We start from the raw sequence: 23,266 nt of genomic DNA on the forward strand, positions 1-23,266 counted from the left end.
AATAAAATGGAAAATTTTAGATATAAAAGTTATTGCTGGAGTTTAGGAACTACAAGTTTTAGAACTGAGAATTTTAATAAAAATATTGAACTTCAATTAAAATTACTTAATGATTTTTGGCAACTACCAAAAAATATAGGACAAGAATGGATAGGTAATAGAATTTTACAATCTAATTACTATGATTTTTTAAAAGACAATGGTTTTGTTATTGGAGTTGCAAATAATAAGGATAAAGATGCAAGACAAAAAACTTCAGGGCTTGTTGATATAGGGTTAATTGATAATAATAGAAAATTAACAGAAGTAGGGTATAAACTTTTACAAGTCAGTGAAAGCAGAGATTTTAGTACAGATAATCTTTTGCAAATTTCAAAAGATAGTTTTATATATTTAAAACAACTTTTGAAAACTAATATTACTATAGAAAATGAATGTGTTAAACCTTTTATAATTGCACTTTATCTACTTAATAAACATCAATTTTTAGAATATGATGAATTTGTATATCTTCTTCCACTTTGTACGAATAAAAAATATACAGAACAAATTTTAACACAAATTTCATATTTAAGAAATGATAAAATAAATATAGATGATATTATTATAAATCGTTTAATGGAAATGGAAAATTACCAAGAAGCATTGAAATGGTTTTTAGCTTCAAAACAAATTAACAAAGATGTAATTTGTAAAATAGGAATGAATAGAAAAAGTCCAAGTTATGATTTAGATTATTTTGAAGTTTATGAAATATTAAAAGCTATATTTTTACAGAAACAAAAAGATGAAAATTCATTGATAAAGTTATATAACATTATAAGAAAATTAAAATTAAAAAACTTATGGGGCAAATTTATTTTTACTACTAAAATAACTACAAAAAAGATAAAGAAAGAGCTTTGTAATGTTTTAAATCCTAGTATTTTTGATAAAGTTTCTAATGAGGATGAATTTAAATTAGCTTTTTTTAAAGTGTTGCATTTATTAAAAGCAAAAGCTACTCTTAGAGATTATGCTGATTTAAATCGACGTTATTTAGGGCTTAGCAATATATTCTTATTTAGAAATAATAAAGTTGAACTTGACATAATTCCAAAATATTTTTTTAAAACAGTAATAGAAGATTTATATAAAAATGCATTTATCTCAGATAAAAATTTATATAAAGACTGCGAATTAAATGAAATTTCATCATTTTTTGTGTCAACCGATAATATTATTATAGATTCTATAAATAGTGAGTTTGGACTTAATATTTCAACACTTGATGATGCAATGAGTGAGTATGAAAAGCAAAGATATAAAAGATTTAACAAGTTAATTGATGAAAAATTTAATGATGAAAAACTTATAGAATTATTAAATAATCTTGAAATAAGAAAAGATGAAATAATAAAAGAGTATATTACAAATAATGCTGATATTCCTACTATATATGAATATTTATTAGGTATTATATGGTACAAAATAAGTGCAAGAAAAGGTAAAATTTTAGATTATATGAAATTATCCATGGACGCAGATTTTCTTCCTATATCTCATGCAGGCGGTGGCGAAGCAGATATTGTTTATGAATACGAAGAAAATGAATTTTATCCACAACATACTTTGCTTCTAGAAGCAACACTCACAGATAAAACAAATCAACGAAGAGCAGAAATGGAACCTGTTTCAAGACATTTGGGACAGCATCTTTTGGCAACAAGAAATATAAATTCTTATTGTGTTTTTTCAACTACACATTTAGACATAAATGTTTTAAGTGATTTTAGAAATCGTAAAAATTCTACATATTATGATACTTGTGATAGTACAAATAAAATTAAAGGAATGAAAATTATACCTTTGGAAACAATTGAATTAAAAAATATCATAAAAAATAATAAAAAATATAGTGAACTTTATTCTTTATTTGATGAAGCATATAAGACTAATTTGGATGAATTGGATGCTGATGAATGGTATGTAAAATATATAAAAGATAAACTAAAAAATTAAATTCATAGATCCAATCAAAAGAAATAAAAAATGGTGGCTCCGATTGGACTTGAACCAACGACCACCACCATGTCAAGGTGGTGCTCTACCAACTGAGCTACGGAACCTTAAAAAAACAAAAATTATATAAAAATATTTTTACATTGTGCTTAAAATCACTTTTTAATTTTTTTCATATCATTTAACCATAAATCTAGCTGTGCTTCAAAACCTATACCTTTGCTATGATAAAATTTCAAATCTTTTTCTAGATATCTTTGCTTAACCCATCCTCCAAAATCATGCGGATAAAGGTAGTTTTTTCTTTGTGGGTTATTATTATCAAGATAAGGAAGTATTTTTAATGCAGGATTATTTTGTACATAATTTAGTGCTTCATTTATAGCAAGATAGCTTGAGTTTGACTTAGGCGAACTTGCTAAAAATACCACACATTGAGCTAAGATGATCCTAGCTTCAGGATAGCCTATGTTTTTTACTGCTATGAGTGTGCTTGTGGCTAGGTTAAGTGCTTGTGGGTTTGCATTTGAGATATCTTCACTTGCAAATATCACTAATCTTCTAGCGATGAAATCCGCACTTTCACCCCCATCAATTAACCTCGCAAGATAATATAAACTCGCATCCACATCACTTCCTCTTAAACTTTTTATCATAGAACTAGCTAGTCTATAGTGTGTATCTTTACTTGAAGTGCCATCGCTTAAAACATTTGCTCTTAATTTTTTTAAAGTTTCAAGTGTGATATGAGTGCTATCTAAAGCCAAAGCAAACTCACATAAATTTAAAAAGCTTCTTGCATCATTTGCACTAGAAGTGATTAAAAAGTCTTTAGCATCATCATCGATTTTACATTGGAGTTTTTCTTGCACTTTTGTGGCAAGTTTTTCTAAGTCTTTATACTCTAAACCTTTAAATTCAAAAAGCATACTTCTGCTTCTTATGCCTGAAGTTAAAGTAAAGTAGGGGTTTTCAGTGCTTGCGCCTATGAAAAGGCATTTTTGATTTTCCAAAGGGATTAAAAGCATTTCTTGCTGGGTTTTTGAAAGCCTATGTACCTCATCAATAAATATCAAAGGTTTATATAAAGAATTTTCATAATTACTTAGTATTTTTCTAAGTTCTTCAAGTTTAAAATTCCCTCCATCAAACTCATAAAAGTCTAGTTTATACTCATACGCTATTGCTCTTGCAAAAGAAGTCTTCCCGCAACCTGCTGGGCCAAAAAATACACTATGAGGGAGTTTTGAAACTTGTATGAATTTTTTAAAAATTTCTACTAAATTTTCTTGTCCTAAAACCTCATCTAAAGTTTTAGGACGAAAAGTTAAGCTTAAATTTGTCATTGTGGATTTATGGTAAGTCTTTCACCATTAATGATAGTTGTAACATCACTTTTATTAGAATCATCATAGATAAAATCAAGCATATAAGAGCCATTATTATCTACGAAATAAGTATCAAAATTTGCAAAATCAGGCCAAATTTGACTAGGAAGAATTTCTGTGTTTGCATGAAATTGTGATTTTATATTGTTTTCAGTGAAAATAGTTTGTCCATTTGCGTCAAATTTTTTACCTTCTTTTTCAAAACTTAGATTATTTAAGATGATTTGTGGGTTTGCTTTTAAAAACTGACTTGCCAAAAGCATCATAGAAAAAATATCAGTGTTTGAATTTTGCATTAAGCTATCATAAGCTTTTTTAGAAAGATTATTAAAATCCATATCTAAATTAATATTATTTAGCATAAAGTTTTCATTTGCAAGATTAAATTTAGCTAAATCTAGTTTTAAAACACTATCATAATCGTTTTGAGTATTTTGAGCTGTTTTTGCAAAAATTTTTAATTTATCAAAGTCAAAAGCAATAGAACTTATAAAACTAGCACTATCAATGCTTATATTTTGCTCACTATTTCTACTAGGACTAAAGATATCATTAAAGCTTAATTTTTGTATAGGAAATTCAGAAATTTTGATATTTTTTGCTTCTAATTTTTCTTTATGAGATAGTTGTTCTAATAAAACATAACCTAGATTAAGTTCCATATTTTTTACAAATTCATCAGAACCTATAATCTTAAATGATGTATTGTTTAAAACTAAATTTGTATCATTGCGTGTGAAATTAATATCATTTATTTTTGCATTGATGTTAATGTCACCACCTTTGACGCTAACTAAGATTTTAAAGATTTCTTCGTTTGGAAAAATGCCTTTTAAGTCTTCATTTTCATTTAAAATAGAAACGATAGCATTATTACTTGCAAAAAAATTATTGGAAAAATCCACATTCACTTTAAAACTATAAGGTAAATCATTAAGTGTAGCTATAAAACTTCCTTTGGAATTTAAAAGTCCTTTAGTGTAATTAGTATCTTCAACATTATAATATGCTGTATCTTGACTCATTTGTGCAAAGATTTTTTCATTGATTGAGTTAATATAAGAAGCTGAGGTAAAAAACCCTATAACTAGTAAAATTACTACTACAACCCCTGCGATGATTTTTTTCATTCATTTTCCTTAAGTGAAATTTTAAAAATTATATATTTTTATTACTAACTAATGCTTATAAAATTCTCACATTTATACATTACTTAACTTTTTTACTTATAATTGCACTATTTAAAATCAAAGGTAAAAAAAATGAAACTTTTTGGAACAGATGGAGTACGCGGTAAAGCGGGGGAGTTTTTGGATTCATTTTTAGCAATGCGTTTGGCTATGGCTGCTGGAATTTATTTTAAAGACAAAGCCCTTACAAACAATATCTTAGTAGGAAAAGATACAAGAAGAAGTGGTTATATGATAGAAAATGCTATCGTTTCAGGACTTACTTCTATAGGTTATAATGTTATAGAAATAGGCCCTATGCCAACACCTGCTATTGCGTTTTTAACTGAAGATATGCGTTGTGATGCAGGGATTATGATATCAGCTTCACACAATCCTTACTATGATAATGGCATTAAATTTTTTGATGCACACGGAAATAAACTTGATGAGCAAGCAGAAGCAAAAATAGAAGAAATTTATTTTAATGATAAACTCATAGAAGAAGCAAGAACAACAAAATCACAAATTGGTCAAGCAAAAAGAATTGATGATGTGATAGGAAGATATATTGTTTCTATAAAAAATTCTTTTCCTAAAGAGCTGACTTTAAAGTCTTTACGCGTTGTGTTAGATGTGGCTCATGGAGCTTCTTATAAGGTAGCACCTACGGTTTTTAAAGAACTTGGTGCAGATGTGATTGTGATCAATGATAAGCCAAATGGTTTAAATATCAATGAAAATTGCGGGGCTTTACATCCTTTAAATTTAGCTTTAGAGGTAAAGAAATTTAGAGCAGATGTGGGTTTTGCTTTTGATGGGGATGCGGATCGTTTGGTTGTTGTGGATGAAAAAGGCGAAGTAGCTCATGGAGATAGTCTTTTGGGTGTTTTAGCTTTATTTTTGAAAAAACAAGGCAAGTTAAAATCAAGTGTAGTTAGCACTATAATGAGCAATGGTGCTTTAAAAGAGTTTTTAACTAAACATAAAATCACACATGAAACTTGCAATGTAGGCGATAAATATGTACTTGAAAAACTCAAAGAATGCGGTGGAAATTTTGGTGGTGAGCAGAGTGGGCATATTATCTTTAGTGACTATGCAAAAACTGGAGATGGTTTGGTAGCTGCTTTACAATTTAGTGCTTTAATGCTAAGTGAAGCAAAAAGTGCAAGTGAAATTTTAAATCAAGTTAAACCTTACCCACAGCTTTTGCATAATCTTAAAATTTCAGAGAAAAAAGACTTAAGCAAGCTTGCAGGCTTAGAAGAGTTGAAAAAAGATTTAGAAAAAAAAGGAATTGCTAGTTTGTTTAGGTATTCAGGTACAGAAAATTTAATACGCTTATTACTTGAAGCAAAAGATATTAAGCTTTTAGAAAAAGAAATGAAAGCTGTTGAAAGCTTTTTTATGAAAGCATTGAATGCTTAAAATTTTATCTTTAAAATTTTGGCTTGTTTTTGCTTTAGTTTTTATACTAGATCAAGTAAGTAAGTATTTGTTTTTGCAAGGGCTTGAATATAAGGGTGAAATTTTTGATTTAGTTTTAACCTATAATACCGGTGTAGCCTTTTCAATGTTTGCATTTTTAGGAGAGTATTTAAAATACATACAACTTGTTTTTATTTTGGCTTTGTTTGTGTATTTGCTTTATCAAAAAGAATTTTTTAAAACACATTTGATCGCTTTTGCTATTATGCTATCTGCTGGGTGTTCAAATTTACTTGATCGCTTTGTGCATATAGGTGTGGTGGATTTTGTATTTTGGCATAAGTGGTTTGAATTTGCTGTGTTTAATTTAGCTGATGTGATGATAAACATTAGTGTAGCTTTGATTTTAATAAAAGAAATTTTTAATAAAAAAGGAGAAAAATGTTAGATTTTTTAACTGACTGGTATTTGTGGATTAAAATGGTGCATTATTTAGCTTTTGTTTCTTGGATGGCTGGATTGTTTTATTTACCAAGACTTTTTGTCTATCATACAGAGCATAAAGATAATAAAGGCTTTGTAGAAGTGGTAAAAATTCAAGAAAGAAAATTGTATTTTTATATCCAAACTCCTGCGATGATAGTAACTTTAATAAGTGGAAGTTTGATGTTGCATGTAAATAAAGTTTTGATGGTTGGATCAGGATTTATGCATGCTAAATTAACCTGTGCTTTGCTTTTGATTATTTATCATTTGCAAAATTATTATTATTTAAAACAACTTCAAAATGATACTTGCAAAAAGAGTGGGAAATTTTTTAGAGCTTATAATGAAATTCCAACGATATTATTTATAATTATCGCTATTATGATGGTGGTAAGACCATTTTAGTAAAAAGCCTTTAAAGGCTTTTTATCCTTTAAACTCCATACTTTTAAAATCAAGTGGATCAACATTTTCTTGCATGATATTAATGTGTTCTTTATCTTGTAAGCGTTTATTATCTCTAAATACAGCACGCACTAAATCCATACCAGTGTAAAAATCTTTCATTAATACCATAAACAAATAACGCCCAAATTCACTTGTGTGTAAAGTATTATTTTCTTTTTTTATAGCTTTACTTAGCTTAAGACCTAAAAGCTCTATAAAAAGATCTTTTTCTAAATTGCAATCTAAAGTTTTGTTAAATTTATCAATCTCGATTTTACCTGCAAACATTTCAGTTAAAAAGACATATTTGATGATTTCTTTTCTGCTAAAATTAGCTTTAGCAATATTTGCATTTTGTTTTTCTTTTATGAGTTTAGAATAATCATTTAAATTAAAAGCATTGATTAAAAGCTCTCCATCTAAAAAGCTAAAAGCCCCACTTCCTACACCCAAATACTCATGATGGCTACTTACATACTCATCATTAAAGCTACTTTTTTCTAAAGAAAATGACCATGCATTATTTCTTTCATAATCTTTGAAAAAATCTATAATGATTTTATAAAACTCAAATTCATTATCTTTAAAACTTACTCCTAGAGTTTTTGCGATATTATCTTTTGTGAGGTTTGATTTCATTAAAGGATAAGTTGTGATTTGTTGAGGTTTTAAATTTTTGGCTATTTCTAAATCATTGAGTAATTGCTCTTTAGTTTGAGAAGGAAAGTTAAAAATCAAATCAAGACTCATAATAGGAAGCACACCTATAGCTTTAGAAAGCTTTTCTTGAAGCTCTTTGCTTGAACCAAATTTATGATACCTTGCTACTTTTTTTAAAGTATCATCATCAAAACTTTGTATACCACAACTTAAACGATCTATAAGCCCTTTAAACATTTCTAGCTTTTTAGGTTCGATATGATTAGGATCGCTCTCGCAAGAAATTTCTTTAATATTAAATAATTTTTTGCAAAGTTCTAAAGTTTTAGCAAGTTCTTCTTCGTTGATCAAAGTAGTACCACCACCCACATACATAGAAGTAAAATCAAATCCTTTGTCTTTGATTTGTTTGATTTCTTCTCTTAAGCTTTCAAAATATCTTTTTGCTAAATCTTCACTATAATAATACTTATGAAAACTACAATATGGACAAAAAGTATGGCAAAATGGTATATGAGCATAGAGCATATAAGATTTTTTTGGATTAACTTTTTTTTCTTGTCCTTCTTTTAAAAGTTTTACATCAAAACCATTCTCTAAAGATTTTTGCATGGCTTTATGTGAGTAAGAAAGAGCTAAGTTTTGTAAAAAATTCATATTTTTCCTAAAAATTTCATTTTGTAGTTATTTAAAAAGACTATAATTGTATCATATTTTTACAAAGGCTTTATAATGAAAAATATTTTTATAGCATTTTTTGTATTTTTATTAGGGCTTATAAGCGTGTCAAATTCTGCACCTTTAGATGAAATTTTTCAAGATATTAATGTTTCAGGTAATATGCGTTATCGTTTTGAGCATAATAGCCCAAAAGATAGAGGAAATAATAATTTTAATCAAAGAATTCAAATTCAAATGCATTAACAACTAAGCCTTAAAGGCTCAGTTGTTATAAAAGTTTTCTTTTAAGTTTTCTTCCATAGTTTTGATATTTTCTTTTGATTCTTCTTTAGCGTTAAATCCACCACCAAAGGCTTTCATAACATCTACAATGGAATTTGCAAGCTCGTAAGATGAGTTAGTGTAAGAAAGTTTAGCATTTAGGTAATTTCTTTGATCTTGTAAAAAATCAGCTAAATTAATCACGCCATTTTCATATCTTAAGGTAGAAATTTCATAAATTTTACTTTGAGCTAGAAATAAATTTTTATAATTTTGCTCATTTTCATAATAGCTTTGGCGGTTAAATAAAGCAAGTCTTATTTCCCCAAAGGCCGTTTTTAAGGTATTTTCATATTGTAAAAAAGCTTCATCTTTGGTAAGTTTTGCGATATTAACATTATTCATAATCTCACCCCAATGAAAAATCGGCATTGCAAAATTTCCAGCTACATTCCAAGTATTGCTTCCATGTTTAACTAAAAGATCTAAATCATTACTTTGAAAACCCAAAAGTCCTGTTAAAGAAAGGTTTGGTAAAAATGCAGTTCTAGCTACTCCAACAAGATAGTTTTTTTCTTCTAAAATTTTTAAACTAGCTTGTATATCAGGTCTTTGAAGTAAAATTTCACTACCAATACCTTCAGGTATGCTAAGCTCGTATTGTCCTATTTTTTTATACTCTATGCTATTATAAAGTATATCATCAATATCATTTGAAGTTAAGATTTTTAAAGCTTTGGTATTAGCTTCTTTTTGAATTTTAGCATTTGTGAGTAAAACTCTTGAATTTTCAAGTTCAGCTTTAAATTTGTTAAGCTCATACTCACTAATTACTCCAAGTTTAAAATGCTCTAATTTTAACTCATAAGTTTTTTGATAACTTTGGGTTGTTTCTTCTAAAATTTTTACTTGCTCACTTAAGCTTGCTAGATTAAAATAAGTTTTTACTACATTAGAGATTAAGCTTAATCTTGCACTTTCATAGTCAAACTCACTAGCTTGTAATTTTGCTTTTGAAGCATTATAAGTATCTTTGTATTTACCCCATAAATCTACTTCATAACTTAAATTTAAACCCATATTAAAATCATTGCCATAGACAAATTCATTACTTTTGTTGCTTGGAGCATTGATACTAGTTTTTGCTCTTGCTCCGCTAGCACTTCCATCTAGTTTAGGAAGCAGATCGCTTCTTGCTATACCTAAAGCCTCATAAGCTTTTTGTAAATTCATATATGCAATTTGCAAGTCGTTATTGTTTTTTAAAGCTTGATCGACTAAGGTGTTTAAATAATTATCATCAAAAGCTTTCCACCATTGTTTGTTAATGCTGATGTTTTGATCTAAGCTTTTAGTGTAATTTACATCTTTAATTTCTAAATTTGGTTTTAAACTGCAAGCTGTTATTAAAAAACAACTTGCAAAAATTATTAACTTACGCATTGATTTTACCTCTTTTTTTATCAAGCCATTTATTAAAACTTTCTAGTAAATAGAAAAATAAAGGTACAAAGAAAATGGCTATAGTAGAAGCTGCTATCATGCCACCTATAATACCTGTACCTATCGCATGGCGGCTTGCACTTCCTGCTCCATATGCAAAGAAAAGCGGTAAAATACCACAAATAAATGCCAATGAAGTCATTACAATAGGTCTAAATCTCAATTTTGCTGCACTAATAGAAGCTTCAAAAATACTCTTTCCTTTTTTAAGATGCTCTTCCATAGCAAATTCAACAATCAAAATGGCATTTTTAGCAGAAAGGCCTATTAAAAGTAAAAGTCCCGTTTGAAAATATATATCATTTTCTAATCCTCTAAGCCATACAAAAAGCAAAGAACCAAATACTGCAAAAGGCACAGCCGTAATTACTGCTAAAGGCATGAGCCATCTTTCATATTGTGCTGCTAGAATTAAAAATACAAATAATAGTCCTAGCATAAATGCTATTTGTCCAGCACCGCTACTTGTAACTTCTTGATAAGCTGAACCTGACCAAGCAATAGAATAATCCTCTCCTAAAGTTTCTTTTGCCACTTGTGCAATTGCATCAATGGCTTGTCCTGAAGTATAGCCAGGAGCAGGATCGCCTTGCACTAAAGCCGATGGAAACATATTAAAGCGTTTTACATCATCAGGACCAACACTTCTTTGTAATGTTAAAATGCTATCTAGAGCTATCATAGAACCATCTTTTGATCTAACAAAGATGTTTTTTAAAGCATTTTGAGTATTTCTAAAATCTCCAATTGCGCTTATATTTACACGATAATTTTTTCCAAGCATAGAAAAATCATTTACATAATAAGTTCCTATGGTGGCATTTAGAGTGCTAAATACATCAGCTAAATTTAAACCATAAAGTTTTACTTTATCGCGATCAATTTCTAGTTTTAATTGCGGAAAATTAGTATCAAGCGTTGTTCTTACATTGTGAAGTTCGGGACGCTTGTTTGCTGCTTCAACTAATTTATTTACATCAACTTGAATTTGATCATAACTTTTTCCGCTACGATTTTGTGCATACATCTCAAAACCACCAGTTAAGCTTAAACCTTGGATTGGTGGTGGATTAACAAAGAAAGTTTGAAAATTTGGATTTAAGAAGTATTGTTTGTTATAAGATCCAACTAAATCAAAACTACTAATATCTCTATCATCCCAATTTTTCAAATTAACAAACATTGCACCAGAATTTTCTTTTAAAGAACCTGTAAAAAGATCATAGCCTATAAGTCCTACCACATTAGTTACATTCTCATTTTTGCGGATTTCTTCTGCCATAGCATCCATTGATTGAGTAGTTCTATTAAGTGAAGATGCTGCGGGTAGATTGACAATAGTTAAAAAGTTTCCTTGATCTTCATTTGGAACAAGTGAATTTGGAACAAGTTTGAAAAGTCCATATAAACCACCCAAAAAGATTGCAAAAATTAACATAAAACGCACTGTTCTTTTAAGTATATAAGCCACACCAGCGCCAAAAACTTCGGTAGACCAATCAAAAATATCATTAAATTTTTTCACAAAATAAAAAGGTTCACCTTCATTTCTTCTTAAAAAAATTGCACATAAAGAAGGAGTTAGTGTTAAAGCTACAAAGCCTGATATAGTAACAGATATTGCTAAGGTTATGGCAAATTGTTTTTGAATTTCTCCCACAAAACCTGATATAAATGAAACGGGTATGAAAACCGCACAAAGTACAAGAACTATAGAAACAACAGGTGCAGCAACTTCATCCATAGCTTTAATAGCTGCTTCTTTTATGCTTATATTTGGATCTTCATGCATAATTCTATCGATATTTTCAACTACTATAATTGCATCATCAACAACAATACCAATAGCCAATACTAAGGCAAAAAGCGTAAGTAGATTGATACTAAAACCTAAGACATATAATCCTGCAAAAGTTCCCAAAATAGAAACAGGAACAGCAATCATTGGTATAATAGTTGAGCGGAAATTTTTTAAGAACAAATACATTACAATTACAACTAAAATTAATGCTTCAAAGAAAGTTTTTACCACTTCTTTAATGGAAGCTTTAATAAATATAGTTGTATCATAAGGCACTTTATAAGTTAATCCTTCAGGGAAATTTTTAGAAAGTTCTTCAAATTTTTTCTGCACTAATTCTGCTGTATTTACAGCATTTGCTCCGGTTTGTAAGAAAATCAAAATAGGAGTAGCGTCATTTCCGTTTAATCTACCTTTAAAAGTATATTCTCTTGATCCTAAAGAAACTTCGGCTACATCTTTAAGTCTTAAAAAAGAGCCATCACTATTTGCTCTTATGATAATATCTTCAAATTCTTTAGTATTTTTTAATCTTCCTTGCATAGTTACTGAATACACATAAGGAGATCTTTCCACCACAGGTTCTTGACCTATCTTACCAGTAGCATATTGAGCATTTTGCTCGCTAATTGCAGCAATAACATCAGTTGCAGTAACTTGATATTTGTTTAATAAATCAGGATTAAGCCAAATTCTCATAGAATAATTTCTTGCACCAATAGCTACGGCATTACCCACACCAGGAACCCTAGCAAGATCATCTAAAATATTTAATGCAGCATAATTATACACTTCGAGTGAATCCATAGAGCCATCAGGAGAATATAAAGTAGCAACTTCTAATATACTTGAACCGGTTTTTCTTACACTAACACCAGTTTTTTTAACATCTTCGGGTAGTTTTGCCATAGCAGCTGAAATTCTATTATTAACATCAACTGTTGCTTGGTCAGGATCTGTACCTATATTAAAATATACACTTAAGCTCATATCTCCTGAAGAGCTTGAAGTTGAATCCATATAAATCATATTTTCAACCCCATTGATTGCATCTTCAAGAGGAATAGCCACCGTTTGAGCCACCGTTTGAGCATCAGCTCCTGAGTAAGTTGCACTTACCTTAACAACGGGTGGAGTTAAGGAAGGATATTGCTCCACGGGTAAAGAATAAAGTCCTATAATACCTGCTAAAGAAATGATAATAGCTACAACAGAAGCAAATACAGGTCTTTCTATAAAGAATTTAGAAAACATTATTTATTCTCCATTACGCTAACACTTGCACCAGGACGGATTTTTTTGAAGTTATTTAAAATCACTTTATCCCCATTTTTTAAGCCCTTATCAATAATTGCTTTATCAGAAGTTTGATAAATAACATTAACAATAGTTTTAACTACTTTTCCATCTACAAGGGTATAAACATAAGTAGCACTATCATCTTGCAAAAGCGCAACTTGAGGAATTTCAAAACCATCTTTTTGAACAAAACCACCAACATGAACATTTGCGAATGAGCCAGGCATTAAGTTTGAATTGTTGTTATCAAAAATAGCTTTTGCTTTTACTCCACCACTATGAGTATCTATAACGCTATCTACGAAATATAATTTTCCATTGAAAAGTTCTCCACCAACATTAGCTTGCGCTTGGATATTTTCTAATTTCCAATTGCCGCTTTGAATATTTTTATTCATATTGATTTTATCTACATCAGAAATATAAAAATCTGCAAAAATTGGGTTAATGTTTGTAATGCGTACAAGTTCAGTAGACGAAGCATTTACATAATCACCCACATCCATTAACGCATCACCTAAAATTCCATCAAAAGGAGCACTTACTATGGTGTATTTTAAGTCTAATCTTGCATTAGCAAGTTTTGCTCTAGCGCTTTCTAGATTAGCTTTTGTAGAGTTAAATTTAGCCAAACTTGCATCAAATTCTTTTTGTGAAATAGCATTTTTTTCTATTAAAATACTATCTCTTTTAAAATTTTTTTCAGCATCATCAAAATTAGCTCTTGCTACCAAAGCTTCTCCATAAGCCATATTTACACTTGCTTGGTATTTGTCAGGTTCTATAAGAAAAAGCTTATCGCCTTTTTTTACAGCTTGACCACTTTTGAAGTATTTTGCTTTGATTTCACCGCTTACTTTAGGTTTGACTACTACATCTAATTCAGTACTTAATCTCGCAGGATAAGTAAATTCTAAAGGTAAATTAGCGCTTTGCATAGTCATAATACTAACAGGTTGAGGAGGGAGTTGTTTAACTTGTGCATTTTTATCATCTGAACATGCTATAAAGATAAGAGAAGCACAAGCTAGAGTTAAAAGTTTTGTTTTCATTTGTTTCCTTAAGTTATTTATTTAGCTAAATAAAAAGTAATTTATATTACAAAATTAATAAATACTATTTTATCAATCTTTAGTTAATTAAAATTAACAAGACCTTGAGTAAAAAGCTTTACGATTTTTTTTGCATGGCTTTGTTGTTCTTTTTTATTCATTGAAACTTTATTTTCAAAAGTACTTTGTATAAAAAATGTCCCTCTAAGCATAGCGCAAAAAGTATAACTTAAAAATTCAGCATTTTGAGCTAAAATTTCATTTTCTTCTTCAAATCTTTTTCGAAGAACATATTCTACTTCTTTTCTATTGCTTCCTTTAAACCATTTTCCAAAATCAAATTTTTCATTATAAATTTCAGAATACAAAAGTCTTACTATAGCTATAGTTTTGGTGTCGTTAAAAATCCCTAAATAAGCTTTTGCAAATTGATATAAGAATTCTTCTAAATTAGCATCAGGTGAAAGTCGCATATTTTTTTTTAAAATAGCTAAAAAATGATTTTCTGCAAAATCATTTAAAACCGCTTCAAATAAACCTTCTTTACTTTTAAAATGCTCATATACGCAAGAAAAAGATCCACCAGCTTGTTTGATAATATCTTTAAGATTAGTTGCTTCGTAGCCATTTTTTAAAAATGACTCCGCGGCGATTTGTTTGATTTTTTCAAGCCTTGCTTGAGATTTTGAAGAAATTCTTTTTTTCATTTTAGTATTTTTTATGCTCTATGATAGAATTTTTAGGATATACAAAATTACTCTCGCGTAATATGACAATATTTTTATCATCAAGCGCATAGGCTTTGATGGTTAATGGTATTACAGTGTCTTTTCTATCATTATCGGCTAGTTTTTTAGTAGCTTTTAAAACAACTATATGTTTATCTTTTTCGCCAGCTTTTAGTTTAAAAGATTTTTTAGGTCTAATGATTTCTAAGCCATCTTCAATGCCTTGTAATTTCACATCAAAATAATACTCATGAGTTTTATTATCGGTGTTTTGAAATAAAAATACATAAGCATTACTAATAATTAATTCTCCATCATGGGTTTTTCTGATTTGATAAAGCTCGCTAGAACGGTTGATATTTAAAAGCATATTTTCTTTTTTACTTCCCATTAAAACTAAAGCCACAAAAACACCACATAAAACAACTAAATATCCAATAGTTCTAAATCTAAAATATTTTACTTTTTCCCTTGTTTCAATAGCTTTTGCACTAGTCCAATTAATTAAGCTAGGACGATTAAATTTGGCTTGAACTTTTGAACAAGCATCGGCACATTCAAGACAATTAATACACTCAAGTTGCATTCCTTGGCGTATATCTATATGTGTAGGACAAATTTTTACACAGGCTTCACATCCTATACATTCACCTTGTGGTGGCTTTTGATAAAGTTTGGTATGTCCATCATAAATCATACCTCCTCTTTTATCATCATATATTACTTGAACGGTGTTATTATCAAACATTACAGATTGAATTCTTGCATAAGGACATACATAAACACAAAATTTTTCACCCAAATATACTATATCAAAAGTAAAAGCCAAAGAAGCACAAAATAAAATCCCTAAAAGCAATAAATGATCAGCAGGATTTTGAATGTATGTAAAAAAATCTTCAGGTGGTACAAAATACCATAAAAATGCACTCATCATTAACAATGAAAAAAGATAAAAAATCACAATACTTAAAGCTTTTTTGACGAAAAATCCACTGACTTGCTTTTGTTTATTTGCTGTGCTTTTATGAATTTTAAAGATTTTTGTTTGTAAAAGATCTCTATAAATAACTCTAGCAATAGTTTGAGGACAGCTCCAAGCACACCAAATTCTTCCTGCTAAAGTAGTAACAAAAAGTATAGTTAAAAACATACCCATGATAACAAAAGGCATTAAATACAGCTCTTGAGTATCAAAAGCGATAAAAAATAAATTAAGTTTTTTATGATCAAAGCTTAATAAAAAGAAATGATTTCCATTTATTTTTATAAAAGGTAGTGCTATAAAAATGATCATAGAAATGATATAAGCTATATATCTTTTTTTAGTATAGTTTGTGATGTGAGCATTCATTTTATTTTCCTTAGAAATATTTCTTTATATTGTAGTATTAGAAAAATTAAATCAAACTTTGTCTTAATTAATAATTTATATTTAATTTTTATTTATATAATTATTACAAAAATAAGTTTTCTTTTCAAGAAAATTATGATATAATCTTTATTTTAAAATTTATTTAAAGAAAGGTGGTGAGGGTCGTGCCAGGAATCAAGGTACATCCTAATGAGTCTTTTGATGAAGCGTATAGAAAATTCAAAAAGCAAGTAGATAGAAATCTAGTTGTTACTGAAGTTCGCGCTAGAAGATTTTTTGAGCCTATGACTGAAATTCGCAAAAAACAAAAAATTTCAGCACGCAAAAAAATGCTTAAAAGACTTTATATGCTTAGACGCTACGAGTCAAGACTCTAATACCAAAAAGCCGAGAAATCGGCTTTCTTCGTTAAAATATTTATGTTTTTTTGGATTATAATTATTCATTTTTTCGGACTTATTTTACCAGGACCTGATTTTTTCTTAGTAAGTTCATATGCATTAAGAGAAGGGGTTAAAAGTGCTTTAAAGGCAAGCTTGGGAGTAAGTTTAGCTGTTAGTATATGGATTATACTTTCTATACTCGGATTAAATGTCGTTTTTCATAAATTCCCATTTTTACAAATTATACTATCAAGTTTTGGAGCATTTTATCTTTTGTATTTATCTTTTAAGATTTACAAGAATACAAAAAATGACAAAATTAAAGTTCAAAAAACTTATATATCTGCATTTTTAAGTGGAATGATTACAAATTTATCTAATCCTAAAGCAATTTTTTATTTCGCCAGTGTTTTTGCAAGTTTTGATTTTACACAAATGCGATGGATGTTGATAGTCTTGATATTTGTTTTGATTTTAGAAACTATAATTTATTTTTCTTTGATTTCTTTATTATTTTCTAAACCATTTATGGTAAGAATTTATCAAAAGAATTTAAAACTTATTGATTATCTAAGTGCTTTTATATTTTTTGTTTTTGCTGTGTTTATTTTAAGTAGTAATTTAATGACTATGATAAACTAAAACAATTAATTTTTATTAATACTTTTTTTGTTAAAATCTTATTAAGTTAAATTTATAAATTTTTATAGGAAAGATTATGAAACACATTAAAACTATACTCAAACTTAGTATGATAAGTGGTATTGCTGCAATTAGTGCAGGTGCTTTAAGTGCATGTAGTAATAATACAAATGATTCTAGCAATAACGCTTTAAGTCAAGCGGCAAATACTCAAGGGGCCTTTGTTATTATTGAAGAAACCGCTCCAAATCAATACAAAATCAAAGATCAATTTCCAAGTGATGAAACTAGGGTAGTCTTAAAACAACTTGATGGAACTGAAAGGGTTTTAAGCAAAGAAGAAATGGATAAATTAATCCAAGAAGAAGCTGCTAAAATAGACAATGGTACTTCAAATTTAACAAATCCAAACAATGCTCAAATGAGTAGCGGGGGGCTTTCTTTAGGCGAGACATTGCTTGCGAGTGCGGCTGGAGCTATTTTGGGAAGTTGGATAGGTTCAAAGCTTTTTAACAATCAAAATTTTGCAAATCAACAAAGAGGAGCATTTTCAAATCAAAGTGCTTATCAAAGAAGTGTAAATAGCTTTAATAAAGCAAGTACAAGTGCTACTTCAGGATCAAATGCAAAAAAATCAGGCTTTTTTGGTGGTGGCTCTAAAGCTACTTCAAGCTCTACAAATTCTTTTGGCTCTTAAAAGGTGAAAAAATGAATTTTTTAAAAGTAAATCCTTTAGAAAAATCTTATTTAGAGCAAATAGGTTTTTCATGGCATACGGATAATGATGGAAGTGATTATTTAGATTCTAATTTAGTTTGTGTAAGGGAAGATGAAGCAAATGCATACTATGAAGCAGTTAATGAGCTTTATGATATGTTTGTAGCTGCTGCACAAGAAGTGATTGATAATGATCGTTTTGACGAGCTTGGAATTCCTTTTAATTTGGTTGATGCGATTAAGATGAGTTGGGAAAATGATGTACATTGGCATTTATATGGTAGGTTTGACTTAGCAGGTGGGCTTGATGGTAAGCCTATAAAACTAATAGAATTTAATGCTGATACTCCAACATCTTTATTTGAAAGTGCTATTTTGCAATGGGCTATTTTAAAGCAAAACAACCTAGATGAAAGCTCGCAATTTAATAATATATATGAAGCTTTAAGAGATAATTTTAAGAGACTTATAACCTTAGAAGAAGATGTAAGTGAATTTGAAAAATATTATGAAGGTTGGAAAATATTGTTTTCTTCAATTGCAGGTAGTGATGAGGATATGATTACAACAAAACTTTTAGCACACATTGCTAGTGAAGCTGGTTTTGAGAGTGAATTTTCTTATATTGATGAGGTAGAATTTTCACCCGAAGGAATTTTTAAAAATGATGTAAATTTTGAGTATTTTTTCAAACTCATTCCTTGGGAAAGTATAGCTATAGAAGAGGGTGAACTTGCTATGCTCTTAACTCAAATTATGCAAAATCAAAAAGCAATTATTTTAAATCCTGCTTATACTTTACTTTTTCAAAGCAAGGGTATAATGAAAATTTTATGGGAGCTTTATCCAAATCATCCTTTATTGCTTGAAACAAGTGATGAACCTTTAGTGGGTAAAAAATGTGTTAAAAAGCCTGTTTTTGGTAGAGAAGGAGCAAATGTTTCTATTATAGAGGCTAATGGAGATATAAGTTTTGAAACAAGTGGAGATTATCAAAACAATCGTTTTGTGTATCAAGAATTTGCTGAGTTTAATCAAAATGAAAATGATTATTATCAAGCAGGAGTTTTCTTTGCTTATGAGGGTTGTGGTTTAGGTTTTAGAAAAGGTGGTTTGGTGCTTGATAATTATTCTAAATTTGTAGGGCACATTGTTAAAGGATAAAAAATGAAAATAGTATGTTTAGACGCTGCTACTTTAGGTGGAGCTGATTTAACAGCTTTTGAAAGTATTGGGGAATTTATAAGTTATGAACTTACATCTAAAGATGAGGTTATCTCAAGAATATCTGATGCACAAGTTGTGATGATAAATAAAGTCATCATTGATCAAGAAGTTATAGATAACACCAATTTAAAGCTCATTTTGCAGCTTGGCACAGGGGTAAATAATATAGATGTAGCTTATGCAAATTCTAAAGGTATAATAGTAAAAAATGCAGCTGGGTATTCTACCAAAAGTGTTTTAAGTCATACATTTGCTTTGCTTTTTGCTTTTTTAAATCAAATCCCATATTATGATGGATGGACCAAACAAGGGCTTTGGGTAAAAAGCCCAATATTCACTGATTTTAGTAGAACTTTACATACTCTAACAGGAAAAAAACATGGTATTATAGGGCTTGGAGTTATAGGTAAAGAGGTAGCTAAGGCTTCGCAAATATTTGGAGCAAATGTTTGTTATTATTCTACCTCAGGGGTTAATAATGATGATACATATGAGAAAGTAAGCCTTGAAGAGCTTTTAAAAACTTCTGATGTGATAAGTATCCATGCACCTTTAAATGAAAAAACAAAAAATTTATTAAGCAAGAAAGAATTAATGCTTTTAAAAGATGAGGCCATTTTAATTAATGTAGGTCGTGGTGGGATTATTAATGAAGTAGATTTAGCTCAAATTATGGATGAAAAAAATATTAGAGTAGGGCTTGATGTACTTGAAGTAGAACCTATGGTTGAAAATCATCCTTTGCTTAATATAAAAAATAAAGAAAATTTAATTATCACTCCACATGTTGCATGGGCTAGTGAAGAATCCATACAAAATTTAGTCCAAATCGTATTTAATAATCTTAAGGAGTTTATAGAAAATGGCAAATGAACATAGTTTTGACATTAGTGGGGAAATTGACAAACAAGAGCTAAAAAATGCTTTAGAGCAAGCTAAAAAAGAGCTTGATAGCAGATATGATTTAAAAGGCATTAAAAGTGAAATAGAGCTAAATGAAAAAGAAAGTATTTATAAGCTTACTTGTTCAAGTGAAGCAAAAATTGAAGTGCTAAAAGATATTGTTATTTCAAAACTTATCAAAAGAGGGATTAACCCTAATGGTATTAAAGAGTTAAACAGGGAGAGTGGAGCAAATTTTAGATTGAATTTAAAAGTTAATGATGCCATTGATGCTGATAGTGCTAAGAAGATTAATAAAGCTATAAAAGATAGTAAGCTAAAGGTAACTTCAAGTATTAGAGGCAATGAAATTCGCGTAGTTGGTAAGCAAATTGATGATTTACAAAGCGTGATGAAAATAGTAAAAGAGTTAAATTTAGAACTTAATCTTAGTTTTAAAAACCTTAAATGATAAAGTTACTTCAAATAATTTTTTTGTGTTTTGTGTGTGTTTTTTTAAGCTCTTGTGCTTTAAAAAGTAAAACACAATCACAAAGTGCTTATATTGTTTTAAAAACGCCTCAATTTAGATTTGCTGATTATGGCTTTTTATATGAGGGAAAAAATTTTACAAGTTTAGAACTTTATAGTGCCTCTAAGGCTTTACTTGAGTTAAAAATCATGGATAAAATTTGCATTAATGGTGTATGTTATGCAAAAACTTTTTTTAATAAAAGATTTTTTAATAATGAATATTATGATGATTTTTTGCAAGATTTAATTTACAAAAAACCTATTTTTTATGGGAAAAATAAGCAAATCACTTCTTGTGGTTTTACTCAAAATATTATAAGCAAAAATTATGATATTTTTTATGAGGTTTGTGATAAAAATATGAGTTTTAGTGACAAAAAATCTAAAATTAAATTTAGCATAAAATCAATATAAAGGAAAATATGAAAGATTTAAAACTTTTTCTTAATGATACTTTTAAAAGCAATATTTATAAAAACTTACAATGCAGTGAAGATGAAATTTTAATTTTAAAGCATTTGTGTAAAAATTATTTACAAGCAAATGTAAGTATTAATGCCTATAATCTTCTTAGTGAAGTTTTTAAAAATGATGAATATGAGTATTTAGATCATTTAAAAGATCTTAAAAATCTTATAGAAAAAGGTTTTATTATTCAAATTTTTTCTGATTTTAAATCGAGTAAAAACTCAAGTTTATTTTTAAATTTGTTACAATGCGAGTTAAGTTTAAGTGAGGTTTTTTTACAAATTTTAGAAAATAAAACTATACAAGATTTTATGCAAGATCAAATTTATGAAGATCATATTGCATATTTAAAAGATGAATTTTTTAAAATCGAGCTATATCAAAGATTGCGTTTTTTTGCTAAAAGCTCTCAAAGTAAGAATATTAAAAAAGATATAGCTATATTTGAAGCATATATTAAAGAGCGTTTAAAAAAGAGTAAAATTTCTAATGTTTTGGCAGATATTTTTAAAGAGTATGCTTTAAACGATAAAGAATGTTTGATATTTATTAGTTTATTAAAAGAAGAGTATTTGCTAAATACTGAAAATTCTTATAGTAGAGATTTTAATTTTTTACTTCATTTAATTAGCGAAGATGATGTTCAAAAACAAGAAAACAAAGTCTTACTAGAAGAAGATTCTAAGCTACTTAGTTCAAATCTTTTAGAATATGATGAATTTGTTAATTCTTTGGGTGATATAACTAAGATTTTTTATTTAAGTGATGATATTTTACAAAGAATTATTAATTTTAAAGAACCAAAGAAGAATAAAAAAATTAAACTTCAAAATTTAGTTAAAGAACAAGATATTTTTGAGCTAATTGAGCCAAATATTAATATAGATGATGTTATTATGCCCCAAAGCACTAAAGATCTATTGGAAAGTATATTAAAACAACAAGATAAAAAGGTTTTAGAAAGATTAAATAAATGGGGTATAAAAACAAATAAAAACATAGAAGCTAAGATAATTTTCTATGGTCCTGCTGGCACGGGTAAGACTATGAGTGCGCTAAGTATGGCAAAAGCTATGAAAAAATCTATTTTGAGTTTTGATTGTTCTAAAATTTTAAGCAAATATGTGGGCGAGAGTGAGCAAAATGTAAGAAAAATTTTTGATACTTATAAAGAGCTTTGTCAAACAAGCAAACAAAGTCCTATTTTGCTTTTAAATGAAGCTGATCAATTTTTAAGTACTAGAGTAGAAAGTAGTGGCGGTGCTGATAAAATGCACAATCAAATGCAAAATATTTTTCTAGAACAAATTGAGCGTTTTAGCGGAGTTATCATAGCTACGACCAATTTTTTAGAAAGTTTAGATGTGGCTTTTTCAAGAAGATTTGAATATAAAATAGAATTTAAAAAGCCAAATTACGAACAACGCTTGATGATATGGCAAAAAGCTTTACCTAAAAATGCTAAATTTGATGATAATTTTGATTTAAAAAATCTTGCTTTGTATGAGCTAAGTGGAGCTCAAATTGCTATGGTAGTTAAAAATACAGCTTTGAAAGCAGCTATTTCTAAGGACGGTGTTTTTAAAATGAGTGATTTTTTACATACAATAGAAAAAGAAATAGAATCTTCATTTGATAAAAATAAAATAGTTGGTTTTAAAAATTAAATTCACATAAATTTCACAAGCAGTTAATATCATTTTTTACTTTTATTTAAAGGAGAAAAAATGAAAATAAAATTAATGTTAGCTAGTTTAGTTTGTGCAAGTTCTATGTTTGCAGATATGGTTGTAAGTCCAAATGCTCTACCTCAAAAAGCTCAAGAGTTTTTAAACACTCATTTTAAAGACGTAAATGTAGGTTATGTAAAACAAGATGTAGATTCTTATGAAGTAAATTTAGTCGATGGGACTGAAATTGACTTTATCATCAATGGAGACTGGAAAGAAGTTGATGGTAAATACAAAAGCATTCCAACAGGATTTATCCCAAAAGAAATTATTGCAAAAGTACAAGCAGTACAACCAAATGCAGCTATTGTAGAAGTAGATAAAAAAATAAATGGCTATAAATTTAGAACAAACAATATGATGGAAATTTATACAGATTTTAAAGGTAATATTTTAGGCCA

At 28.7% G+C, this 23,266-nt stretch carries 22 protein-coding genes and 1 tRNA gene; 14 read left to right on the forward strand and 9 right to left on the reverse strand.

The window, feature by feature from the left end; genetic code table 11:
* Positions 1-6 precede the first annotated feature (6 nt).
* The gene (locus L8X27_RS03655) at positions 7-2,001 is read left to right on the forward strand and encodes an AlwI family type II restriction endonuclease (protein ID WP_263681060.1); all 1,995 of its coding nucleotides are present in this window, start codon (positions 7-9) and stop codon (positions 1,999-2,001) included.
* A gap of 31 nt (positions 2,002-2,032) precedes the next feature.
* Here the strand turns inward: L8X27_RS03655 and L8X27_RS03660 are convergent.
* The 3 genes from L8X27_RS03660 to L8X27_RS03670 form a co-directional block, all read right to left on the reverse strand.
* Positions 2,033-2,108 (reverse strand) — tRNA-Val (locus L8X27_RS03660).
* A 48-nt stretch (positions 2,109-2,156) separates the two neighbouring features.
* Positions 2,157-3,347: a replication-associated recombination protein A gene (locus L8X27_RS03665; RefSeq protein WP_263661890.1), complete on the reverse strand. Its 1,191-nt coding sequence runs from the start codon at positions 3,345-3,347 to the stop codon at positions 2,157-2,159.
* Positions 3,344-4,519, reverse strand: coding sequence for a YdgA family protein (locus L8X27_RS03670; RefSeq protein WP_263681062.1), 1,176 nt, complete (start codon positions 4,517-4,519; stop codon positions 3,344-3,346). Before L8X27_RS03670 ends, L8X27_RS03665 begins: the two co-directional genes overlap by 4 nt.
* Positions 4,520-4,651: 132 nt before the next feature.
* Here L8X27_RS03670 and glmM point away from each other — a divergent pair, with 132 nt between their 5' ends.
* From glmM to hemJ, 3 genes are read left to right on the forward strand one after another with little or no spacing between them, the layout of a single operon-like run.
* On the forward strand, positions 4,652-5,989 hold the full coding sequence (glmM, locus tag L8X27_RS03675; RefSeq protein WP_039629248.1) for a phosphoglucosamine mutase: 1,338 nt from the start codon (positions 4,652-4,654) through the stop codon (positions 5,987-5,989).
* Positions 5,982-6,437 carry a signal peptidase II gene (gene lspA / locus L8X27_RS03680; RefSeq protein WP_133319071.1) on the forward strand — a complete coding sequence of 152 codons (456 nt, stop codon included), beginning with the start codon at positions 5,982-5,984 and terminating at the stop codon, positions 6,435-6,437. Before glmM ends, lspA begins: the two co-directional genes overlap by 8 nt.
* Positions 6,431-6,880, forward strand: a complete 450-nt coding sequence (gene hemJ, locus L8X27_RS03685; protein ID WP_039629243.1) for a protoporphyrinogen oxidase HemJ — start codon at positions 6,431-6,433, stop codon at positions 6,878-6,880. Before lspA ends, hemJ begins: the two co-directional genes overlap by 7 nt.
* Positions 6,881-6,901: 21 nt before the next feature.
* On the opposite strand, the gene L8X27_RS03690 is transcribed toward hemJ, so the two are convergent.
* Positions 6,902-8,239: a coproporphyrinogen III oxidase family protein gene (locus tag L8X27_RS03690; RefSeq protein ID WP_263671564.1), complete on the reverse strand. Its 1,338-nt coding sequence runs from the start codon at positions 8,237-8,239 to the stop codon at positions 6,902-6,904.
* A 75-nt stretch (positions 8,240-8,314) separates the two neighbouring features.
* Between L8X27_RS03690 and L8X27_RS03695 the strand changes: the two genes are divergently transcribed.
* Entirely contained in the window at positions 8,315-8,506 is a 192-nt protein-coding gene (locus L8X27_RS03695; protein ID WP_263671565.1) for a mini-MOMP protein, read from the forward strand.
* 18 nt (positions 8,507-8,524) lie between these two features.
* Here the strand turns inward: L8X27_RS03695 and L8X27_RS03700 are convergent, their stop codons facing one another.
* The 5 genes from L8X27_RS03700 to ccoG all read right to left on the reverse strand — a co-directional run bounded on the left by L8X27_RS03700 (position 8,525) and on the right by ccoG (position 16,261).
* Positions 8,525-9,967 carry an efflux transporter outer membrane subunit gene (locus L8X27_RS03700; RefSeq protein ID WP_263671566.1) on the reverse strand — a complete coding sequence of 481 codons (1,443 nt, stop codon included), beginning with the start codon at positions 9,965-9,967 and terminating at the stop codon, positions 8,525-8,527.
* The gene (locus L8X27_RS03705) at positions 9,960-13,082 is read right to left on the reverse strand and encodes an efflux RND transporter permease subunit (RefSeq protein WP_263671567.1); all 3,123 of its coding nucleotides are present in this window, start codon (positions 13,080-13,082) and stop codon (positions 9,960-9,962) included. Before L8X27_RS03705 ends, L8X27_RS03700 begins: the two co-directional genes overlap by 8 nt.
* Positions 13,082-14,179 (reverse strand): efflux RND transporter periplasmic adaptor subunit, encoded by a 1,098-nt coding sequence (locus tag L8X27_RS03710; RefSeq protein WP_263671568.1) that lies wholly within the window; start codon positions 14,177-14,179, stop codon positions 13,082-13,084. The genes L8X27_RS03705 and L8X27_RS03710 overlap by 1 nt, the downstream gene beginning before the upstream one ends.
* Positions 14,180-14,262: 83 nt before the next feature.
* Complete coding sequence (locus L8X27_RS03715; RefSeq protein WP_133319065.1) at positions 14,263-14,886, reverse strand: TetR/AcrR family transcriptional regulator; 624 nt, start codon at positions 14,884-14,886, stop codon at positions 14,263-14,265.
* 1 nt (position 14,887) lies between these two features.
* Positions 14,888-16,261, reverse strand: coding sequence for a cytochrome c oxidase accessory protein CcoG (gene ccoG / locus L8X27_RS03720; protein WP_133319064.1), 1,374 nt, complete (start codon positions 16,259-16,261; stop codon positions 14,888-14,890).
* 185 nt (positions 16,262-16,446) lie between these two features.
* Between ccoG and rpsU the strand changes: the two genes are divergently transcribed.
* The 9 genes from rpsU to L8X27_RS03765 all read left to right on the forward strand — a co-directional run.
* Positions 16,447-16,659, forward strand: a complete 213-nt coding sequence (rpsU, locus tag L8X27_RS03725; RefSeq protein WP_002780697.1) for a 30S ribosomal protein S21 — start codon at positions 16,447-16,449, stop codon at positions 16,657-16,659.
* A 42-nt stretch (positions 16,660-16,701) separates the two neighbouring features.
* The gene (locus tag L8X27_RS03730) at positions 16,702-17,307 is read left to right on the forward strand and encodes a LysE family transporter (RefSeq protein ID WP_133319063.1); all 606 of its coding nucleotides are present in this window, start codon (positions 16,702-16,704) and stop codon (positions 17,305-17,307) included.
* A 76-nt stretch (positions 17,308-17,383) separates the two neighbouring features.
* Complete coding sequence (locus tag L8X27_RS03735; RefSeq protein ID WP_133319062.1) at positions 17,384-18,004, forward strand: UPF0323 family lipoprotein; 621 nt, start codon at positions 17,384-17,386, stop codon at positions 18,002-18,004.
* 11 nt (positions 18,005-18,015) lie between these two features.
* Complete coding sequence (locus L8X27_RS03740) at positions 18,016-19,188, forward strand: glutathionylspermidine synthase family protein (RefSeq protein ID WP_258107722.1); 1,173 nt, start codon at positions 18,016-18,018, stop codon at positions 19,186-19,188.
* Positions 19,189-19,191: 3 nt separating this feature from the next.
* A complete protein-coding gene (locus L8X27_RS03745) occupies positions 19,192-20,124 on the forward strand; it encodes a D-2-hydroxyacid dehydrogenase (RefSeq protein WP_263659243.1) in 933 nt (310 codons plus the stop codon).
* Positions 20,114-20,605: a YajQ family cyclic di-GMP-binding protein gene (locus L8X27_RS03750; protein ID WP_133319059.1), complete on the forward strand. Its 492-nt coding sequence runs from the start codon at positions 20,114-20,116 to the stop codon at positions 20,603-20,605. The genes L8X27_RS03745 and L8X27_RS03750 overlap by 11 nt, the downstream gene beginning before the upstream one ends.
* Entirely contained in the window at positions 20,602-21,081 is a 480-nt protein-coding gene (locus tag L8X27_RS03755) for a hypothetical protein (protein ID WP_133319058.1), read from the forward strand. The genes L8X27_RS03750 and L8X27_RS03755 overlap by 4 nt, the downstream gene beginning before the upstream one ends.
* Positions 21,082-21,089: 8 nt before the next feature.
* Complete coding sequence (locus L8X27_RS03760; protein ID WP_220566935.1) at positions 21,090-22,802, forward strand: ATP-binding protein; 1,713 nt, start codon at positions 21,090-21,092, stop codon at positions 22,800-22,802.
* Positions 22,803-22,862: 60 nt separating this feature from the next.
* On the forward strand, positions 22,863-23,266 hold a 404-nt coding region (locus L8X27_RS03765), incomplete at its 3' end, for a PepSY-like domain-containing protein (RefSeq protein ID WP_263671569.1).

Origin of the sequence: Campylobacter sp. CNRCH_2015_1657, from assembly GCF_025772685.1 — a bacterium.
Lineage (GTDB): Bacteria > Campylobacterota > Campylobacteria > Campylobacterales > Campylobacteraceae > Campylobacter_D > Campylobacter_D lari_D.